Below are 19,158 nucleotides of genomic sequence, written 5' to 3'. Positions count from 1 at the left end.
AGGACAAAGCATGGCCCGCATCTACAAGACCCGCACCTGGCACGATGAACTCTCGCCTTCGATCGAGGAGATCGAGTTTCTGGCGCTGGAGGCGTACGCACATCTGCCCGACGATTTTCGCAAGCTGACCGGCGAGATCGTCATCATGATCGCCGAATTCCCGACCGACGAGATCATGGACGATCTGTCGCTGGAGACGCCGTTCGACCTGCTCGGCCTGTTCGAGGGCCGCGGCATCGCCGAGCGCTGGAACCCGCAGACCGGCGAAGGCCCGAACCGCATCACCCTCTACCGCCGCGCCATCCTCGACTACTGGGCCGAGAACGAAGAGACGCTGGGCGACATCGTCACCCATGTGCTGATCCACGAGATCGGTCACCATTTCGGCCTGTCGGACGACGATATGGAAAAGCTTGAAGAGGCGGCGGAGTAAGGCTGTGCGATATTCAGGTGGCGAGCCTGCTTGTGAAATTATACAAGTTTTGATATAAAGCCTGTATGCCCACCAAGCGACTGGAGTTTCTTGGAGATTCTCTTGCCAAGCTCCGGGCTTTTCCAGAGGCGGTGCGCAAGGAAACGGGCGTTCAACTGCACAAGGTTCAACTCGGATTTGAGCCAAGCGATTGGAAGCCGATGACGACGATAGGCCTAGGCGTACGGGAAATCCGTGTCCGAGACGATGCTGGCGCGTTCCGGGTGCTTTACGTCGCCAGCATAGGTGACGCCGTCTTTGTCTTGCACGCCTTCCAGAAGAAGACGCAACAGACGGCGAAACGAGACCTGGCTCTTGCCGCATCGCGGTTCAGGCAAATTCAGTGAGACATGCTCATGGAACGTCAAAGCTTTGAAAATGTCTGGGATGCGCTGGAAGACACCCCGGCTCAGTCCGCCAACATGACTATGCGCTCCAATTTGCTGATCGCGATCGAACAGCGGGTGCGGAGTTGGGACGTTACCCAAGCCGAAGCAGCCAACCGGCTCGGGATTACCCAGCCACGCCTTAGCGATCTTCTGCGGGGCAGGATCGCGAATTTTAGTCTGGACACCTTGATCAATCTGGCCACACAGGCCGGACTTACAGTGCGTCTTGATATTGCCGAGGCAGCCTAGCGCTGTCTTAGACAACAGGCTGGCAAAGCTCGCCTACCAATCACTCAGCTTCGTATCCGGCCCGTATTCCTGGCCGTCGATATCCTTCACCACCGCCTGGCCGCAGCGCATCGATTTGGTCTTCTTGTCGTAGGCGTAGGTCGGCGAGCCGTACAGGTGCCAGCCCTTGTTCAGCGCCGCGGTCACCTTGTGGCAGAAGGTTGAATCGTCGGGGGCGGACAGAAAGCGGTAAAGTCTCATGGGTCAGGTCCTGTCGTGAGTTCGTCTTTTCGGGGCGGATCATGCGCCGATGGCGGCGGCCTTCGCCAGCAGTTTTTCGGCCTGTGCCAGATGCAGCCGCTCGACCATCCTGCCGTTCAGAGCAATCACGTCCTTGCCGGCATTTTCCGGCAAGGCAAAGGCATCCTTCACCGCGCGCGCCTCGGCCAGAGCTTCGGGCGCGGGCGCAAGGGCGCGGTTGGCGGCTTCGATCTGGGCCGGGTGGATCAGCGTCTTGCCATCGAACCCCATGGCGGCGGCTTCGGTGCATTCGCGCGCAAACGCGTCGAGGTCGCGAAAATCGTTGGAGACGCCGTCGAGTATGTCGATGCCACCGGCGCGCGCCGCCAGCACCATCTGCATCAGCCAGGGCACAAGATAGCGGCGGTCGGGCGTCGCCAGAATGCCGGTCTCCTTGACCAGATCGTTCGTTCCGGCAACGAAACAATGGAGCCGCGAAGCGGGGTCGCGGCCGAGTTCGGCAATGGCGCCGATGTTGAGCATGGCCTTTGGCGTCTCGATCATCGCCCAGAGCTTGACGCTGTCGGGGGCAAAATTATCGTCGAGCACGTCGCCGACTTCGAGGATATCGCGCGGCGTGGCGACCTTGGACAACAGGATGCCGTCGGGCTCGAATTTCGCCGCGGTCAGCAGGTCATCGTTGCCCCATTCGCTGGACAGCGCGTTGACGCGCACGATCATTTCGCAGCGGCGCCCATGCTGATTGGCAACTGGTCGGCTGGCGAAAATGCCGGCCAATTTGTCCCGCGCGGCGACCTTGTCGGCGGGCGCAACGGCGTCCTCGAGGTCGATGATCACGGCATCGCAGGCCAGCGTCGCGATTTTGGCCAGCGCCTTGTCGTTGGAGGCGGGGACGTAAAGCACCGAGCGGCGCGGGCGGTAAGGTTCGCTTGTCATGGCCGATCTATGCCGCGTGTGGGCGGGGGAGGCAAGCGTCCGACCGGTACCTGATGACGAGCCAACCGCGAAAGCTTGCGCTGCCCCGCCCGTCCCGCAGCAGTTGCGGAAGGGGGGCCTTTCCTCTCCCCCGTCGATCGGGGGAGAGGTGTCGAGCGAAGCTCGACGGAGTGGGGATCGACGGAGTGGATGTCGACCCTTGGGGCGCAAGGCGAGGCGATGTTTGCACCGAATGCCCTTCCTGTGTCCGTTCGCGGCCATTGCCAGGTGGTTCCCCCACTCCGTCTCGGCTTCGCCGAGCCACCTCTCCCCCCTCCGGAGGGAGAGGAAAGGAGCCTGGCTGGGACAGCGCCAACGTCCGGAAAGATGGGGGGGAGCGCCCCGGCCGTAAGCGCAGGTCCTGCACGAAAACTGCACATCCCTGCGGAAAACCTCCTCCGCTCCGCCCCGCCGTTTCCATGCGAGCCCGCGACAACAGCGGCATGCAACAGCGAAACGCTCACCTTTGGTCCTTGCCCTATCGCCTGCGCAGCGAAAGCTGGTGGCTGGTCGATCCGCCTCGCACGGAGGCCGGCCTTTGCCTGGAGGCAAGCCTGCTCCCTTTTATCCGCCCACCGGCCGAGCGGACCCAGCGGACCCAGCCCATCAGGAAAATCCGCGCATGACATCGTTTGCAAGCTTTTCCAGCCGCTTCGGCATCGCCGTCCTGCTCGTGGCGCTGGCGGATTTTTTCTTTTACGGCCAGCCCGCCGGGATCACGGTGCTGCTGTTTGCCATCCTGATCGCCGGCGCGGTCGTCGTCGTGCATCCGTCCGCCCTGAACTCCATGAGGCCGTGGCTCAAGCCGGCCGCTTTGTTCGTCGCGCTGCTGCCGCTGGCCGAGAACGTCAGCCCGCTGTCGGTGGCGATAGCTGTCGTGGCGCTGGTGGTGTTTGCGCTGTCCCTGTCCGGGCGGCTACGGCACGGCATCGCCCGCATTGCCGGCCAGGTGGCGCTGTTCCTGCTGGCGGCGCCGCTGCGCCTTATCCGTGACTTTTTCCAATGGCGCCGCACGGTGCGCCGGCTTGGCGGCCGCCGCATCCGCCTGGCGTCCATCATCGTCTGGGTCATGCCGGTGACGCTGGGCGCGGTGTTCCTGTTCTTGTTCGGCGCCGCCAATCCGGTCATCGAATACTGGCTGTCGCTGATCGACCTGATGAAGCTGCTCGATCTCATCCAGCTGGCGCGGATCGTCTTCTGGCTGTTCGTGATCGCCGGCGTCTGGGCTTTCCTGCGGCCTCGCCTGCCGCGTTTCCCGCGCCGCCTTCCACCTTTGACGCCGCCTGCAGCCGTGGCCGCACCGGCCGCGACTAAACCAGCGACAACGATCGAGGCCGTCGTCTTCGGCAAGGCCGCGATCCTGCGCGCGCTGATCGTCTTCAACGCCTTGTTTGCGCTGCAGACCGGGCTCGACGCAGCCTATCTCTGGGGTGGGGTCGCCCTGCCGGACGGGTTGAGCTATGCCGCCTATGCGCATCGCGGCGCCTATCCACTGATCGCCACCGCGCTGCTGGCCGCCGGCTTCGTGCTGGCGGCGCTGCGGCCGGGCAGCGAAACCTCAGGCGATCCGCTGATCCGCCGGCTGGTCTATGCCTGGGTGGCGCAGAACATCGTGCTGGTCATCTCGTCGATTCTCAGGCTCGATCTCTATATCGGCGTCTATGCACTGACCTACTGGCGCATCGCCGCCTTCGTCTGGATGGGGTTGGTGGCGTCAGGGCTTGCACTGATCATTGCCCGCATCGCGGTTGGAAAATCCAACGAATGGCTGCTCTCCGCCAATCTTGCGACGCTATCGGCGACGCTTTATGTCTGCTGCTTCATCAACTTCGCCGCAACGATCGCCAATTTCAATGTCGACCATTCCCTTGAAATGACCGGTGACGGCACGCCTATCGATACCGAATATCTGCGCTCGCTCGGCGCTGCCGCCATGCCGGCGCTGGACCGCCTCTACATGCACCAATTCGGAAACCAAACCACCTATCTGGCCGAGCAAATGATGATCGACGACACTATCGCCGAGCAGAAGCAGTGGCGCGCCTGGAGCTTTCGCGGCTGGAGGCTCGTGCAGGTTCTCGACAAGAGAGGTCCGCTCGTGCTTCCTCCCCCTACCCAGCCCTCGCAACCTTCAGTGCCGGACCGTTAGATCCATGCCGCATCAGATCCTGGTCGCCGACGACGATCCGCACATACGCGAGGTCATCTGCTTTGCGCTGGAAAAGGCCGGGATGAAGACGCAAGCGGTGGCCGACGGCGCGGCCGCCTTGCAGGCGATCGAGCGCCGCGAGCCCGACCTCGTCGTGCTCGACATAGGCATGCCGGAGATGGACGGGCTGGAGGTCTGCCGGCGGCTCAGACAACGCTCCGATGTGCCGGTGTTGTTCCTGTCGGCGCGTGACGAAGAAATCGACCGTATCCTTGGACTGGAGATGGGCGGCGACGACTATGTGACGAAACCGTTCAGCCCGCGTGAACTGGTGGCGCGCGTCAATGTCATCCTGCGTCGCGCCCGCCCGCTGGCGCCGGATCCGGCCGATGACAGGGCCTTTGCGCATGGCAAGCTCAGCCTGGTGCCGGCCAGCCACGGCGCCAGTTTCGACGGCAAGGCGCTGGCGCTGACGGCGATCGAATTCTCGATCCTGAAGGGATTTCTGGCGCGGCCGGCGCATGTGCTGGGGCGCGACCTGGTGGTCGCCAGCGCCTATGCCGCCAACATCCATGTCGCCGACCGTACCGTCGACAGCCACATCCGCAACATCCGCGCCAAGCTGGCGGCGGCGGGCTGTCTCGACGCCATCGAGACCGTGCATGGCGTCGGTTTCCGGCTCGGCCGATGCGGCGCCTGAGCGACGCCAAATGGATCGGCACCAAATGGCGGCCAAGGCTGGCCACGGTGGTTCTCGCCATCCTCATCATGGTGCTGGCGCTGCCGCTGGTCGGCTTGTTCTTCTTCCGGCTCTACGAAAACCAGCTGATCCGCCAGACCGAGGGCGAGCTGATCGCGCAAGGCGCCGTCATCGCCGCCATCTATGCGCAGAATATCAGTGACGCCGCCATTGCCCCGGAGAAGCTTGGGGTGCCGATGCAGGCTGACAGCGGCGAAGCCAGCCGCGGCGACGACACGCCTTACCAGCCGATCGAGCCTACCCTCGATCTCGCCTCCGACTATTTGCTGCCGACCCGGCCCGCCGGCATTGCCGCCGCCACCGATCCAGCCTTCACGGCCATCGGCGCGCGACTGTCCGGCATTCTCGACACGACGCAAAAAACCACGCTGGCCGGCTTCCGGCTGCTCGATCCCAAGGGCGTCGTCATTGCCGGGCGCGACGAGGTCGGACTATCCCTGGCCAATGTCGAGGAGGTGCGCGAGGCCCTTGCCGGCCGCTATGCCAGCGCATTGAGGCAACGAATCCCCGATCAGCCGCCGCCGCCGCTCTATTCGGTCAGCCGCGGCACGAAAGTTCGTGTCTTCGTCGCCATGCCGATTGCGGTCGCTGGCCACGTCGCCGGCGTGATCTATCTCTCCCGGACGCCGAACAACATCGTCAAACATCTCTATGGCGAACGCGGCAAGGTGACGCTGGCGGCCATTGCCATGCTGTTCGGCACGCTGCTGATCGCGCTGGTCTTCCTGCGCACCGTCAGCCGGCCGATCTACGCGCTGATGGAGCGCACCAGGCGCATCGCCGCCGGCGACCGCGACGCGATCCGGCCGCTCGACCATCACGGCACGCGCGAAATGGCGGAGCTGTCCGCCGCCTTTCTCGACATGGCCGAAAAGCTGCAAGCGCGCTCCGACAGCATCCAGACTTTTGCCACCCATGTCTCGCACGAGCTCAAATCGCCGCTGACGGCGATCCAGGGCGCGGCCGAGCTGCTGCGCGATTCCGGCGAGGCGATGGATGCCGCCGAGCGCAAGCGGTTCTCCGGCAACATCGTCAATGACGCCGGCCGGCTCAATCTGCTGGTGCGTCGCCTGCTCGACCTGGCGCGCGCCGAAAATCTGGCGCCGAGCGGCGAAAGCACATCGCTCGATGCAGCGCTGGCGCTGCTTCCGGTCGATGGCCGGCTGGCGGTCAACATTGAGGCGGGTGGCGAAATCGGCCTGCGGATATCAGCCGAGAATGCGGCGATCGTGCTTGCCAATCTGATCGACAATTCGGCCAGGCACGGAGCCACCCAGGTTCTTCTCTCTGCGGCCACCGCCGACGGCAAGGCGACCGTTGCGGTCAGCGATGACGGCGCCGGTATTTCGCCGAGCAACAGGGCCCGCATTTTCGAGCCGTTCTTCACCACGCGCCGTGAGTCCGGCGGCACCGGCATGGGCCTCGGCATCGTGCTGGCCCTCCTGAAAGCGCATGATGGCACGATCGCGCTGGTTGACTCCGGACGCGGCACGCGCTTCGAGATCATTGTGCCGGCGGCGTGAAGCATACCGGCGGCCGGATCGGAGAAAACGTGCGCTACGACATTGTCATCATCGGCGGGGCCATCGTCGGCTCCTCTGTCGCCTATTATCTGCGCGAGGAAGGCTTTACCGGCTCGATTGCGCTGATCGAACGCGATCCGCAATTCGCCCATGCGGCAACGACGCTGTCCATGGCCTCGATCCGTCAGCAATTCTCGATCCCGGAAAACATCCGGCTGTCGCAGTTCACGCTAAACCTGTTCCGGCGGCTGAAGGAGACCTTCGGCGCCGATGCCGATATCGGCTTTCGCGAGGGCGGCTATCTCATCCTGGCCGGCGAGGCCGGGTTGCCGATCCTGAAAGCCAACCACGAGGCGCAGGTCGCCGAGGGCGCCAACATTCTGCTCGAGGATGCCGACCAGCTGGCAAAGCGCTTTTCGTGGCTGTCGACGGAAGGCATCAGCGCCGGCGCCTTCGGCCGCAGCGGCGAGGGCTGGTTCGACGCTCATGCGATGCTGACGCTGTTCCGCAAGGCGCTGCGCGACAGACAAATCGATTTCATCGCCGCCGACGTCACCGGCATCGAGAGGCAGGGCAACCGCGTCACCGGCGTGGACCTCGACAATGGCGAAAGACTGCAAGCCGGCATCGTCGTCAATGCCGCCGGGCCGAATGCCGGCAGGGTGGCCGGCATGGCGGGACTCGTGCTGCCCGTCGAGCCGCGCAAGCGCAACGTTTTCGTCTTCGAGGCGCGGGAAAAATACGCCGACATGCCGCTGCTGGTCGACCCATCCGGCATCTATGTCCGGCCGGAAGGCTCGGTCTATCTCACCGGCGGCGCCGAGCCGGAGGAGGGCGATGGCCCCGCCGACCCCCGGGATTTCGGCGTCGACTGGCCGCTGTTCGAAGAGGTGATCTGGCCGGTGCTGGCAACCCGCATTCCGGCTTTCGAAGCAATCAAGCCGACCCGCGCCTGGGCCGGCCATTACGACTACAACACGCTCGACCAGAACGCCGTCATCGGACCGCATCCCGAGGTCGAGAATTTCATCTTCGCCAACGGGTTCTCAGGGCATGGGCTGCAGCAGGCGCCGGCCGTCGGCAAGGCGCTAGCGGAGCTTTTGGTGCATGGCGGGTATCGGACCGTGGATTGCTCGGCGTTCGGGTACGCCAGAGTGGCCGAAGGAAGGGCGTTCCGGGAATTGAATGTGATTTGAGGCGGCAAAAGCTCACTGTCGAGTTCCCGCCCACCCCCCTCTGCCCTGCCGGGCATCTCCCCCGCAAGGGGGGAGATTGGCAGCTTCGGCGAAGGCGCCATTCTTGCAACGTCGGCGATTGGCGAAAGCGGTCGCGGCATCTGATCTCCCCCCTTGCGGGGGAGATGGTCGGCAGGCCAGAGGGGGGTGCTGTCCCGCGAGAGTCTAAGCAACCATCGCACTGACAGCCATCGCGTTGCCCAGTGCATGCCCGGCGGCCGTATTGTCGAAAATGCCCCAGACCTCGGCACCGGAAGCGGCCGCTGCTTCCACTTGCCGCGCAAACCGGTCGAGCGTTTCGGCATCGTAACCCGAATAGTAGATGCGCGGCGCGCCGTGCCAGCGGAAATAGGCAAGGCCGGGCGAGCCACCCGGCCCTGCTGCCTCCGGAACCGAAGCCGGGTCGGCGGCGACCCGTGCGACCTGGTGACCGGCGAGCAGTGCGTCCGCCTCGGCACCGAACCAGCTGGGATGGCGCGGCTCGCATGCCAGCCTTGCCAGGCTACGCCTGCCCAACATGTCGAAGAAGCCGCCGGCGACCTCCGGCTCGAAGGGCAGGCTTGGCGGCAGCTGCACCAGAAGCACGCTCAGCTTTTCGCCGAGACCTTCGACCTGCCCGAGAAAGTCCTCTGTCAGCCCCTCGCAATCGGCGAGGCGATGCTCATGGGTCATGCTCTTCGGTGCCTTGACCGCGAAGCGGAAGTGCTCCGGCACGGCGTGCGCCCAGCGCTCATAGGTCTCGCGGCGGTGCGGTTTGTAGAAGGAGGTGTCGATTTCCACGACCGGAAAGCATTTTGCGTAACGTTCGAGATGCGACCCGGGCTGCGGAAAGTCAGCCTTGTATCGAGACGGAATTCCCCATCCGGCGGTGCCTATCAGAGATCGGCGATTTCCCATGCTGCGGATTTGGACCGGATGAAGCGCGGGTCAAGGGCGACAAGGAGGCGTTGCGCCGCGGGGTCCTGAACACCGTTCCGCATTGCCCGAGAACCTTGCCCGCCGCCCGGTCCCTATCGGCGATTGCTTCTGACGCGACGTCAGCCCTTGCGTGAGAACCAGAACGCGTCGGGCATGCGCTTCATGCCGATACGCTCATAGAAGCCAACGGCGTCGGGCATCGAGATCAAGCTGATGGCGACCGAAGGCCCAAGCTGCCGGCGGGCCTCGTCCATCAGGCCTTTGCCGATGCCGAGGCCTTGCGCAGATTGGGATACGGCGAGCTCTGAAATGTAGCACACCCAGGAAAAATCGGTGATGGCCCTGATAACCCCAATCAGCGGCGTGCCTTCGACATCGAGCCGCGCGGTCAGCACCAGGTTCGCGCCCGAAAGCATCGCCTGCAGCCGGGCGTCGTCATCGACGGGGCGTGTTTCGCCGAGCGTGGATTCAACCAGAACGCGGCGGAATTCAGCGACGTCGAGCTCAGGCTCACTGGCATAGATAATATTCGATTGTGTGGTCATGGGCGCAAGGTGCACCAGCGGCGGCCGGTTTTAAAGACGTTTGCCGCCGATCTTTCGATCGGGCCGCGCACCAACGGTTGCCTTTTATTTGCCGGCGGCTTTGTGTAAACCGGGCGCAGCAAACCCTGACGCAACGAATTCGATCAAGAACGGGCAAAAGCCATGGAAAAATTCACCAAGCTCACCGGCGTCGCCGCACCGATGCCGATCGTCAATGTCGACACCGACATGATCATCCCCAAGGATTATCTCAAGACGATCAAGCGCACCGGGCTCGGCAGCGGCCTGTTCGCCGAAATGCGCTACAAGGACGATGGCTCGGAAAACCCCGACTTCGTGCTTAACAAGCCAGCCTACCGCAAGGCGGAGATCCTGGTCGCCGGCGACAATTTCGGCTGCGGTTCGAGCCGCGAACACGCGCCGTGGGCGCTGCTCGATTTCGGCATTCGCTGCGTCATCTCGACGTCGTTCGCCGACATTTTCTACAACAACTGCTTCAAGAACGGCATCCTGCCGATCACCGTCAGCCCCGAAGACCTGGAGAAGCTGATGGACGACGCCTCGCGCGGCTCCAATGCGACGGTGTCGGTCGACCTCGAGGCCAAGGAAATCCGCGGCCCCGACGGCGGCGTGGTCACCTTCGACCTCGACGACTTCAAGCGCCACTGCCTGCTGAACGGTCTCGACGATATCGGCCTGACCATGGAGAAGGCCGGCGCCATCGCCTCGTTCGAGAAGAAGAACGCTGCCGAGCGTCCTTGGGCCTGAGTGGTACGAGATGGCCCGGCCGCCACAAAGCCGGGTTCGTGGCGGCTGAACGGAGGGGACAGTCATGACACGTTTTCTTCTTGCCGGCGCCTGCGCGCTGGCGTGGATGCTGATGCCGGTGGCCGGCGCGCAAGCACAGACCGACACGGTCCTCGTGCCGGCAGAAGATCCGTCCGCCGCCGATCCGGGCGCGTCGAGCAATGCGGCCCTGGCGGACGATGACAGCCAAGGGCCGGTCCCGTTCGAGGGCGGGCAGCTGACCATCACCCAGCCGGAGCAGGATGGCGAAAAGGTGCTGGCCTATGACGGCAAGCAGCTGGCCAGCAATTACGACGTGTTCTTCGACAGAACAGTCAAGGTCGGCGGCGTCGACGTGGCGCTGGTCGATGTCGGCGACGGCGGCAACCAGTGCGGCCCGGCCAAGGTCATCGTCTGGAAGCCGGAAGGCGGCGAGATACAAAGCCTCAAGGTCGAACAGGACGAATGCGGCGCGCCGCCGGCGGCGGTGGCCGACAACGCCATCTATTTCGTGCCGTATCTGTTGCCGGGCGATACGAAGCAAGCGCTGCAATGGTCACCCAGCGACGGGCTGACGATCTCGGGCGACCTGACCTACGCGCCGGAGCCGGGTACGGACTGGAAGGACGTCGATCCGGCCAAATACCAGAACATCATCGACGCCTTCCACAATGAGGCCGTCTACAAGGCGGCGCAGACGCTGCTCGGCGACACCATGCCCGACATGGCGACCAGCCTGCTGGTCGGCGGCGGCACCGAAAAGACGGCGTCGGGCGCCTTCTACGCCACCGGCTGCGTGCCGCACGCATGCGGCAGCAATGACGGTTTCATGGCGGTCGACCCGGCCAAGCACACGCTCTACTTCGCCCGGCGCGGCGACAATGGCGAGCCGCAGGCGTGGCCTGACGTGAAGACCTGGCCTGCGGATGTGAAGGAAGCAATGGACAAGGCGCAGGAGTCGGGGAACTAGGGTTCGCGGCAGCGCGGCGAACACTCGGTGTTCATGCTTGTTCCGTCGCGATCCGTCACACCCCCCTCTGCCCTGCCGGGCATCTCCCGCTCAAGGGGGGAGATCAGACGTCACTCTGGCTTTCGCCAATCGCAAATGTGGAAAGCGAGAAAGGCGTCCGAACTGCTAATCTCCCCCCTTGAGGGGGAGATGGCCGGCAGGCCAGAGGGGGGTGCTGTCCCGCCGACGACCAAGATTTGCACCTGACTTGGCCCATGGCCCGGCCGGCCCTTTCCCTGCAAAAGTGTCCGAAACCACAGCGAGGCTCCATGCGCACACTCATCTCCACCGGTTCGCCCTTCGAAAAAACCGCCGGCTATTCGCGCGCGGTGGTGCAGGGCGACTGGTGCTTCGTGTCGGGAACGACCGGCTACGACTATGCGACGATGACCATGCCGGAAACGGTGGAGGCGCAGACGCGCAATTGCCTGGCGACCATCGCGGAGGCGCTGAGGGATGGCGGCTTCGACATGGCCGATGTGGTGCGGGCGCATTACTACATCACAGACCGGGCCATCGTGGACGTCGTCTTCCCCATCCTCGGCGAGGCTTTCGGCGAGATCAGGCCGGCGGCGACGATGATCGTGTGCCAGCTCAACAAGCCGGAAATGAAGATCGAGATCGAAGTCACGGCGCTGCGGCGTACGGCTTGAGGAGGCAAAGCCATGACGGTCCGGCGCATCGTGGCCAATATCGGGACACCAGACGCGGCAGCGGCGAAACGCTTCTATCAGGACGTGCTTGGCCTCGATGTGCTGATGGATCAGGGCTGGATCGTCACCTTAGGCTCCGACGCACGGATGCAGGTGCAGATCAGCTTCATGGCCCAGGGCGGCTCCGGCACGCCGGTGCCGGACCTCTCCATCGAGGTCGACGATGTCGATGCGGCGCTGCAACGCATGAAGGCCGCCGGCTTTGCCATCGAGTATGGTCCCGCCGACGAACCCTGGGGCGTACGGCGGTTTTATGTGCGCGATCCGTTCGGCCGGTTGGTGAATATTTTGTCGCACAAGTGATTTGTTCCTCTCCCCCGCCTCTGGCCACGGCGAGGAACCCAGGTCTTGAGACGCGGGCGCCGTCGTAGCGTTCTTCATCCCCTTGCGCCGCAAGCTCTTGGCGTTTAGCAAGGCCGCGGTTTCTCCAAACAGTGTTGGGACGGTTCTCCATGGCTTCGAAAAATCTTCTCCTGCTCGCCGGCGACGGCATCGGCCCCGAGGCGATGGCCGAGGTGAAGAAGCTGATCGCGGCCATGAACGCAAAGCTCGGCAGCGGTTTTGCCACTGATGAAGGCTTGGTCGGCGGCTGTGCCTACGACGCGCATGGCGCGGCGATTTCGGATGCCGACATGGCAAAGGCGATGGCTGCGGACGCCGTGCTGTTCGGCGCCGTCGGCGGGCCGAAATGGGACAAGGTGCCTTACGAGGTGCGTCCCGAGGCCGGGTTGCTACGGCTGCGCAAGGATATGGAGCTGTTCGCCAATCTCCGGCCCGCCATCTGCTATCCGGCGCTGGCCGCGTCGTCCTCGCTGAAGCAGGAAGTCGTCGAGGGCCTCGACATATTGATCGTGCGCGAGCTTACCGGCGGCGTCTATTTCGGCGAGCCGAAGCAGATCATCGATCTCGGCAACGGCCAGAAGCGCGGGATCGACACGCAGGTCTACGACACGTTCGAGATCGAGCGGATTTCGGGCGTCGCCTTCGAGCTGGCGCGCACGCGCAAGAACCACGTGACATCGATGGAAAAGCGCAACGTCATGAAATCCGGCGTGCTGTGGAACGAGGTCGTCACCCAGACCCAGAAGACTCGCTATGCCGACGTCAAGCTCGACCACATGCTGGCCGATGCCGGCGGCATGCAGTTGGTGCGCTGGCCAAAGCAGTTCGACGTCATCGTCACCGACAATCTGTTCGGCGACATGCTGTCCGACATCGCCGCCATGCTGACCGGATCGATCGGCATGCTGCCGTCGGCCTCGCTCGGCGCGCCCGATGTGAAGACCAGGAAGCGCAAGGCGCTGTACGAGCCGGTGCATGGCTCGGCGCCCGACATTGCCGGACAGGGCATCGCCAACCCGATCGCCATGATCGCGTCGTTTGCCATGTGCATGCGATATTCCTTCGGCATGGTCGATGAGGCCGACAAGCTCGAAGGCGCAATAGCCGCCGTGCTCGACGACGGGCTCCGGACGAAGGATATTTTGTCCGAGGGCATGACCGAAGTCGGCACTGTCGCAATGGGCGATGCCATCATCGCCAAGTTCCTGGCTTAGCGGCCGACTCAGCGGATCTCGCCGGCCAGCCGTTTCAGCAGGCCGACGAGTTGCGCCTCATCCACGGTTGAGAAAAAAGCAGCGTCGGCGGCTTCGACGGCGACGATAGCGCGCTGGACTGCGGCCGTCCCCGTCGTGGAGACGCGGATCACCTTGGCGCGGGAATCCCGCGGGTCGGTGTCCCGCACAATCAGTCCCTTTGCCTCAAGCCGGGCGACGACGTCCGACGTCATCTTCACCTCGGTGCCGGCCTGCGCGGCGAGTTGGACCTGGTTGGGCGGCTCGCCATAGCGGCCGAGCCACATCGCCGAAGCCAGCAGCACGAACTGGACATGGGTAAGGTCAAGCGGGGCCAGCGCCGCCGTCATGACGCGCTGCCAGCGCATGGTGGTTCGCCAGAGCAGCAAGCCGGGGCTCTCGGATGGTCCGCTGAAGCGCGTGTTCAGATCCCCTTGATCAGCCACCGTTCGCCAACACCATTGCCTGCTCGAACAGTTTAGCCATCGAAGTGTCGAAATCGCCGCTGATCTGCGGCCCGAGCTCTGGTCCGACCTCGGCGGCCGATGGGCCGGAAATCTCGAGGCGATGAGTCACTTGAGTGCCACCCTCGACCGGCGTCAGCGTATGCCTGAACAGCAGTTTCGTGTCGCCGAAGAGGTCTCGTCGGCATAGGTTACAGCGTCGACGAGGTCGACGATCGTCGATTCGAAGGTGTCCTGCCCGACGGGCGTTACAGAGACGCGGGTGCCCTTGGCGAACGGGCCGTGCAGCACGAAGGTATCGGAGCCTTCGTAGGTGAGGCGGCCTTCGTGCAGCGCCTTGAGCGCGTTCCAGATGGCCTGCGCCGAAAGGGGGGAAATTGCGGTGTACTCGTTGGTCCACATTTGTCTTGGCTCCATCATCCGTTTTCGATCGTCGATTTGATGATTGCACAGATTGTCTGTGCACAGACTAAATGGCAAGAGAAATATTTCGTTCGTCCGGTCAAAACAGCAGCTGCCTTCCCGGCTGCGACCTAAGCCATTGTTATAGCACGGCTGTCCGCAAACAGCCGGCTGCTCATTTCTTGGCGCGGGTCTAGGCTCCGCCTCCTCCAGGCACCGGCCCCCACTGGTTTTCGTGGGCCTGGGTCGGGATCAATCCGAGTATCAGCGCGAGGATCAGCGTAGCCGGAGCGAACATGAAGGTGATTGCGAAGTAAGGTATTGCCAGCCAGCCGGTCAGGCCGATGTCGTGCAAGCGGCGCACGACGAGCCCGACCCAGGGCAGGAACGTCGCTAGCCAAAACAGCCCCCAGACGCCGATCATCACAATCGGCCAGTTGCCGGCATCGAAATTGCCGACGGCCTGGTCGGCGAGGGCGCCGGCAATTCCGACCAGGATGAAGCTGACGGTCCAGAACAGGCAGTAGCCCCAGAATTCCTTGCGGCGGGCGCGTTCGGCGAAGTTGATGTAGTTGCGCGTCACGCCTCGCCAGAAATAACCCGGCAGTCCGCTATCGCGAACCGCGCCGTCTTCCGCCAGGCGGCCGAAATGCTGTGGGGCGGCTGAAGCGGCAGCCGCCTTGGGCGGCGCGGCGCTTGCCGCTGGCGCAGCGGTGGCGGGACTGGCGGGCTGGGCGCGGATTGAAAAAACGTCGCGCGCCTGACCGCTTGCCGGCAGAAACTCGACCACAGCGCCGTTCGCGATCACGGTATCACGGCGCAGATCCTCGCGCGCGAAGGTGTAGCGGTTGCCGTCCGCCCCGGTGATGAAGCCGAAACCCTGGGCCTCGTCATAGTGAAGAACTTCGCCGCGCATTTAGCCTCGCCCCCGTGCAGGCACAGACTGTTCAAAGTTGCGGCGGACTGCAAGGGGGTGGACGAAATGGAGGGCGAACGGTTCAGGCATGAGTTGCTTTATTTTCCGGTGCGTTGGCGCTGCCCCTCACCTGCCTGCCGGCATCCTCTCCCCGTATAGTGGCGGGGAGAGGGGTCGCTGTTATCGACGATTCCGCCAATCGCCAACGTTGCAAGAGAGCGCCAAGGCTGCGGTCAGCCCTTTCTCCCCGTCACTATACGGGGAGAAACGCCCGGCAGGGCAATGAGGGGCAGCGCCTGCATCTGTAATTGGCCGATAAGAGCCTCAAACCGGCCGCTTCTTCGGTTTCTTGTTCTTCGGCGGTCCAGCCTTGTCGAATTTCGGTTTCCCGGCCCAAGGCTTTGCATCGCCGGCGGGCCGTTCCCGCTTCTCGAATTTCGGCTTGTGTGCGCTTTGCGGCGCCTCGAACGGGCGCTTGCCGCGATGCGGCTTCTTGTCGGGCTTCGGCGCCTGGTAGCCGGCCCGCGACAGGTCGGGCGTGCCGTCCAGGCGCTTCACCGCAATGTTGCCCTGCAATTTCTTGTCGGGGCCGACGGCGGCGAGGAAGCGATCGGCCCAGTCGGCCGCGATCTGCACGTAGGTCTCATCCTGCTGCATCTTGATGGAGCCGATCTCGCGCTTGGAGATGTTGCCGGTGCGGCACAGCATCGGGATCAGCCAGCGCGGCTCGGCATTTTGCTTGCGCCCGATCGACAGCGAGAACCAGACACTGTCGCCGAAGTCGTCGCGCCGGCTTGGCGCTTCATCGCGGCGCTCGAATTTTTCGCCCGCCGGTTTGTCACGCGAAGGCGTGAACGGTGCGACATCCGTAAGCTCCTCGGGCGCCGAGCGGCTGGCGCGGCATTGGCGCACGAAGGCGGCCGCAATCTGTTCGGCGCCATGCCTGGCCAGAAGCGTGTCGACGAAACCGCGCTCGTCCTCGGCTACCGGCTCGTCGAAGACTGGATCGGCAAGGATGCGCTCGTCATCGCGCTTGATCACGTCGTCGGCCGAGGGCGGGCTCGCCCATGTCGCCTTCAGCCCTGCATTCTGCAGCAGGCGCTCGGTGCGCTTGCGGGCGCCGTTGGGCACGATCAGCGCGCTGACACCCTTGCGGCCGGCGCGGCCGGTACGGCCGCTGCGATGCAGCAGCGTTTCGGGATTGGTCGGCAGATCGGCATGGATGACCAGTTCGAGATTGGGCAGGTCGATGCCGCGCGCGGCGACATCCGTGGCGATGCAGACTTTGGCGCGTCCGTCGCGCATCGCCTGCAGCGCGTGGGTGCGTTCGTTCTGGCTGAGCTCGCCCGACAGTGCGACGACGGAAAAATTGCGGTTGTTGAAGCGTGCCGTCAGATGATTGACGGCGGCGCGGGTGTTGCAGAACACCAGCGCGTTCTTCGCCTCGTAAAAGCGCAGCACGTTGATGATGGCGTTCTCGCGGTCGGGATAGGCGACATTCAGCGCCCGGTATTCGATATCGAGATGCTGCTTTTCCTCGCCGCCGGCCGAGATGCGTAAGGCGTCGCGCTGATAGCCTTGCGCCAGCGTGGCGATCGAGCGCGGCACGGTGGCCGAAAACATCAGCGTGCGGCGCTGAGCCGGTGCGGCATCGAGGATGAATTCGAGGTCCTCGCGAAAGCCGAGGTCGAGCATCTCGTCGGCCTCGTCCAGCACCACGGCTTTCAGCGCCGACATGTCGAGGGAGTTGCGGGTGATGTGGTCGCGCAGGCGGCCGGGCGTGCCGACGACGATGTGGGCGCCGCGCTCCAGCACGCGCCGTTCGGAGCGCATGTCCATGCCGCCGACGCAGGACGCGACGGTGGCGCCGGTCGGCGCGTAGAGCCATTGCAATTCGCGCATCACCTGCAGAGCGAGCTCGCGCGTCGGCGCCACGGCCAGCGCCAGCGGTGCGCCAGCCTGGTCAAAACGTTCGGCACTTCCAAGAAGGGTCGGCGCCAAAGCGAGGCCGAAGGCGACGGTCTTGCCTGAGCCGGTCTGCGCCGACACCAGAGCGTCGGACTCGCCGAGCTCCAGCACGGCCTTCTGCACTGGCGTCAGCTCGGTATAGCCGCGTTTTTCCAGCGCTTCTGCCAGCGCAGGAACAATAGCTTCGAAATTGGACATCTCACTCTTTCGGAATTCAGGGTCTGGGCTCATCATGGAGCACATGCCGGGGCTGACGCACGCCAGCCAAACACTATTTGGGCGTTCGTACTTCTTGCGGCCGCTATTGTACAGGGCAGGCGTGTGCCTGGCCGCAATTGACTCCTGACGCAAACCGCGTAAAAGCCGGCATCGAACGGGATCATTTTCGATGCGCGGCCTTCTGATGGCTCTTCTTGCATTCGACTTCCCCGGCCACAATCATGGGGCCGGGCGCGTTGGCGCGTCTTACCGTTCCAGCAAAACTATGGCCAAAACCACCACCAAAACGGTGTGATTCCCTTGGCCTAACCACCCTCTCCCGGGTCCGGCCCGGGGGGACAAAACCCGCATTGGCCGGCGGGTTTTCTCCAAAAACCAAGCGGAGAGGGACAGGAGATTTCTGATGAGTTTCAAGGTTGCGGTAGTCGGCGCCACGGGCAATGTGGGGCGCGAAATGCTCAACATACTGGAAGAGCGCGGCTTTCCGGTAAGCGAAGTCGTGGCGCTGGCCTCGCGGCGCAGCCAGGGCACCGAAGTGTCGTTCGGCGACCGTTCGCTGAAGGTCAAGACGCTCGACCAGTATGATTTTTCCGACACCGACATCTGCATCATGTCGGCCGGCGGCAACGTCTCCAAGGAGTGGTCGCCGAAGATCGGCAAGCAGGGCTGCGTCGTCATCGATAACTCGTCGGCCTTCCGCTACGACCAGGACGTGCCGCTGATCGTGCCGGAAGTGAACCCGGATGCGATCTCGCTGTTCACCCGCAAGAACATCATCGCCAATCCGAACTGCTCGACGGCGCAGCTGGTCGTGGCGCTGAAGCCGCTGCACGATGTCGCCACCATCAAGCGCGTCGTCGTCGCCACCTATCAATCGGTATCCGGCGCCGGCAAGGAAGGCATGGACGAACTCTTTACACAGACCCGCGCGGTGTTCGTCGCCGATGGCGTCGAGGTCAAGAAGTTCACCAAGCGCATCGCCTTCAACGTCATTCCGCACATCGACGTCTTCCTCGACGACGGCTCGACCAAGGAAGAGTGGAAGATGGTCGCCGAGACCAAGAAGATGCTCGACCCCAAGATCAAGCTGACGGCGACCTGTGTGCGCGTGCCGGTGTTCATCGGCCATTCCGAAGCCGTCAACATCGAGTTCGAAAAGCCGATCACCGCCGACGAGGCGCGCGATATCCTGCGCGAAGCGCCGGGCTGCCAGGTCTTGGACAAGCGCGAGGATGGCGGCTACATCACGCCGCTGGAATCGGCCGGCGAGGACGCCACCTTCATCTCGCGCATCCGCGAGGATTCGACCATCGACAACGGCCTGTCGATGTGGATCGTCTCCGACAATCTGCGCAAGGGCGCGGCGCTCAACGCGGTGCAGATCGCCGAGCTTCTGGTCGAGCGCGGCCTGATCCAGCCGAAGAAGAAGGCGGCCTGACGGCTGGTTTGTTTTCGCTCACGGGGTTCGGCTTTCGGCCGATTCCGTTTATCGCTCACGGGCCGTATCGCCGCTGCCGCGGCTGGCCCTCCGCGGGGCGCCGGAAAGCCGGCGGCCCGTAGTCGCGGGCTCGGCCTTCGGCCGAAGCCTTCCTTCTCCCCGTTCACGGGGAGAAGGTCCCGGCAGGGGGATGAGGGCAGCGCTGACCTCTGTT

General features: G+C 64.0%; 22 protein-coding genes. 13 read left to right on the top strand and 9 right to left on the bottom strand.

The features are described from left to right. Positions 1-10 precede the first annotated feature (10 nt). From NKK52_RS24520 to NKK52_RS24510, 3 genes are all read left to right on the top strand, one after another. The gene (locus NKK52_RS24520) at positions 11-433 is read left to right on the top strand and encodes a metallopeptidase family protein (protein WP_023673918.1); all 423 of its coding nucleotides are present in this window, start codon (positions 11-13) and stop codon (positions 431-433) included. A 65-nt stretch (positions 434-498) separates the two neighbouring features. Continuing rightward, positions 499-819 carry a type II toxin-antitoxin system RelE/ParE family toxin gene (locus NKK52_RS24515; RefSeq protein WP_023673919.1) on the top strand — a complete coding sequence of 107 codons (321 nt, stop codon included), beginning with the start codon at positions 499-501 and terminating at the stop codon, positions 817-819. A 9-nt stretch (positions 820-828) separates the two neighbouring features. Next, on the top strand, positions 829-1,110 hold the full coding sequence (locus tag NKK52_RS24510; protein ID WP_023673920.1) for a helix-turn-helix domain-containing protein: 282 nt from the start codon (positions 829-831) through the stop codon (positions 1,108-1,110). 33 nt (positions 1,111-1,143) lie between these two features. Here the strand turns inward: NKK52_RS24510 and NKK52_RS24505 are convergent, their stop codons facing one another. Both NKK52_RS24505 and NKK52_RS24500 read right to left on the bottom strand, forming a co-directional pair. Further along, positions 1,144-1,350 carry a DUF1737 domain-containing protein gene (locus NKK52_RS24505; protein WP_023673921.1) on the bottom strand — a complete coding sequence of 69 codons (207 nt, stop codon included), beginning with the start codon at positions 1,348-1,350 and terminating at the stop codon, positions 1,144-1,146. Between the two features lie 39 nt (positions 1,351-1,389). Then, positions 1,390-2,286, bottom strand: a complete 897-nt coding sequence (locus NKK52_RS24500; RefSeq protein WP_023715734.1) for an HpcH/HpaI aldolase/citrate lyase family protein — start codon at positions 2,284-2,286, stop codon at positions 1,390-1,392. Between the two features lie 661 nt (positions 2,287-2,947). Between NKK52_RS24500 and NKK52_RS24495 the strand changes: the two genes are divergently transcribed. Genes NKK52_RS24495 through NKK52_RS24480 form a run of 4 tightly spaced genes read left to right on the top strand, consistent with a single transcriptional unit; the run spans position 2,948 to position 7,953 of the window. After that, the gene (locus NKK52_RS24495; protein ID WP_023683812.1) at positions 2,948-4,474 is read left to right on the top strand and encodes a DUF4153 domain-containing protein; all 1,527 of its coding nucleotides are present in this window, start codon (positions 2,948-2,950) and stop codon (positions 4,472-4,474) included. Between the two features lie 4 nt (positions 4,475-4,478). Further along, on the top strand, positions 4,479-5,174 hold the full coding sequence (locus NKK52_RS24490) for a response regulator transcription factor (RefSeq protein ID WP_023683813.1): 696 nt from the start codon (positions 4,479-4,481) through the stop codon (positions 5,172-5,174). Then, positions 5,162-6,757 carry a sensor histidine kinase gene (locus tag NKK52_RS24485; RefSeq protein WP_023683814.1) on the top strand — a complete coding sequence of 532 codons (1,596 nt, stop codon included), beginning with the start codon at positions 5,162-5,164 and terminating at the stop codon, positions 6,755-6,757. The genes NKK52_RS24490 and NKK52_RS24485 overlap by 13 nt, the downstream gene beginning before the upstream one ends. Before the next feature lie 29 nt (positions 6,758-6,786). Next, positions 6,787-7,953: an NAD(P)/FAD-dependent oxidoreductase gene (locus tag NKK52_RS24480; RefSeq protein ID WP_023715737.1), complete on the top strand. Its 1,167-nt coding sequence runs from the start codon at positions 6,787-6,789 to the stop codon at positions 7,951-7,953. A gap of 204 nt (positions 7,954-8,157) precedes the next feature. On the opposite strand, the gene NKK52_RS24475 is transcribed toward NKK52_RS24480, so the two are convergent. Together NKK52_RS24475 and NKK52_RS24470 are read right to left on the bottom strand one after the other, a co-directional pair. After that, complete coding sequence (locus NKK52_RS24475) at positions 8,158-8,889, bottom strand: DUF72 domain-containing protein (RefSeq protein WP_023715738.1); 732 nt, start codon at positions 8,887-8,889, stop codon at positions 8,158-8,160. 140 nt (positions 8,890-9,029) lie between these two features. After that, positions 9,030-9,455: a GNAT family N-acetyltransferase gene (locus tag NKK52_RS24470; protein WP_023683817.1), complete on the bottom strand. Its 426-nt coding sequence runs from the start codon at positions 9,453-9,455 to the stop codon at positions 9,030-9,032. Positions 9,456-9,617: 162 nt separating this feature from the next. Between NKK52_RS24470 and leuD the strand changes: the two genes are divergently transcribed. From leuD to leuB, 5 genes are all read left to right on the top strand, one after another. Continuing rightward, positions 9,618-10,223: a 3-isopropylmalate dehydratase small subunit gene (leuD, locus tag NKK52_RS24465; RefSeq protein ID WP_023683818.1), complete on the top strand. Its 606-nt coding sequence runs from the start codon at positions 9,618-9,620 to the stop codon at positions 10,221-10,223. Between the two features lie 64 nt (positions 10,224-10,287). After that, complete coding sequence (locus NKK52_RS24460) at positions 10,288-11,211, top strand: Ivy family c-type lysozyme inhibitor (protein ID WP_023683819.1); 924 nt, start codon at positions 10,288-10,290, stop codon at positions 11,209-11,211. Positions 11,212-11,519: 308 nt separating this feature from the next. Then, positions 11,520-11,903, top strand: coding sequence for a RidA family protein (locus tag NKK52_RS24455; RefSeq protein ID WP_023683820.1), 384 nt, complete (start codon positions 11,520-11,522; stop codon positions 11,901-11,903). A 12-nt stretch (positions 11,904-11,915) separates the two neighbouring features. Continuing rightward, the gene (locus tag NKK52_RS24450) at positions 11,916-12,266 is read left to right on the top strand and encodes a VOC family protein (RefSeq protein WP_023683821.1); all 351 of its coding nucleotides are present in this window, start codon (positions 11,916-11,918) and stop codon (positions 12,264-12,266) included. 149 nt (positions 12,267-12,415) lie between these two features. Continuing rightward, positions 12,416-13,519: a 3-isopropylmalate dehydrogenase gene (gene leuB / locus NKK52_RS24445; RefSeq protein ID WP_023683822.1), complete on the top strand. Its 1,104-nt coding sequence runs from the start codon at positions 12,416-12,418 to the stop codon at positions 13,517-13,519. An 8-nt stretch (positions 13,520-13,527) separates the two neighbouring features. Here leuB and NKK52_RS24440 read toward each other — a convergent pair whose 3' ends face one another. The 5 genes from NKK52_RS24440 to NKK52_RS24420 form a co-directional block, all read right to left on the bottom strand. Then, positions 13,528-13,905 (bottom strand): MarR family winged helix-turn-helix transcriptional regulator, encoded by a 378-nt coding sequence (locus NKK52_RS24440; RefSeq protein ID WP_023683823.1) that lies wholly within the window; start codon positions 13,903-13,905, stop codon positions 13,528-13,530. A gap of 70 nt (positions 13,906-13,975) precedes the next feature. Beyond that, positions 13,976-14,113, bottom strand: coding sequence for a hypothetical protein (locus tag NKK52_RS24435; RefSeq protein ID WP_023683824.1), 138 nt, complete (start codon positions 14,111-14,113; stop codon positions 13,976-13,978). 23 nt (positions 14,114-14,136) lie between these two features. Continuing rightward, positions 14,137-14,403 (bottom strand): hypothetical protein, encoded by a 267-nt coding sequence (locus NKK52_RS24430; RefSeq protein WP_023683825.1) that lies wholly within the window; start codon positions 14,401-14,403, stop codon positions 14,137-14,139. Between the two features lie 193 nt (positions 14,404-14,596). After that, on the bottom strand, positions 14,597-15,319 hold the full coding sequence (locus NKK52_RS24425; protein WP_023683826.1) for a DUF805 domain-containing protein: 723 nt from the start codon (positions 15,317-15,319) through the stop codon (positions 14,597-14,599). Positions 15,320-15,643: 324 nt separating this feature from the next. Further along, entirely contained in the window at positions 15,644-17,485 is a 1,842-nt protein-coding gene (locus NKK52_RS24420) for a DEAD/DEAH box helicase (protein WP_023683827.1), read from the bottom strand. A 424-nt stretch (positions 17,486-17,909) separates the two neighbouring features. Between NKK52_RS24420 and NKK52_RS24415 the strand changes: the two genes are divergently transcribed. Further along, a complete protein-coding gene (locus NKK52_RS24415; protein WP_023671698.1) occupies positions 17,910-18,944 on the top strand; it encodes an aspartate-semialdehyde dehydrogenase in 1,035 nt (344 codons plus the stop codon). The last annotated feature ends 214 nt before the right edge of the window (positions 18,945-19,158 follow it).

The organism is Mesorhizobium sp. C277A, assembly GCF_040324395.1.
Classification (GTDB): domain Bacteria; phylum Pseudomonadota; class Alphaproteobacteria; order Rhizobiales; family Rhizobiaceae; genus Mesorhizobium.
This window is presented reverse-complemented; position numbering and strand designations above follow the sequence as displayed.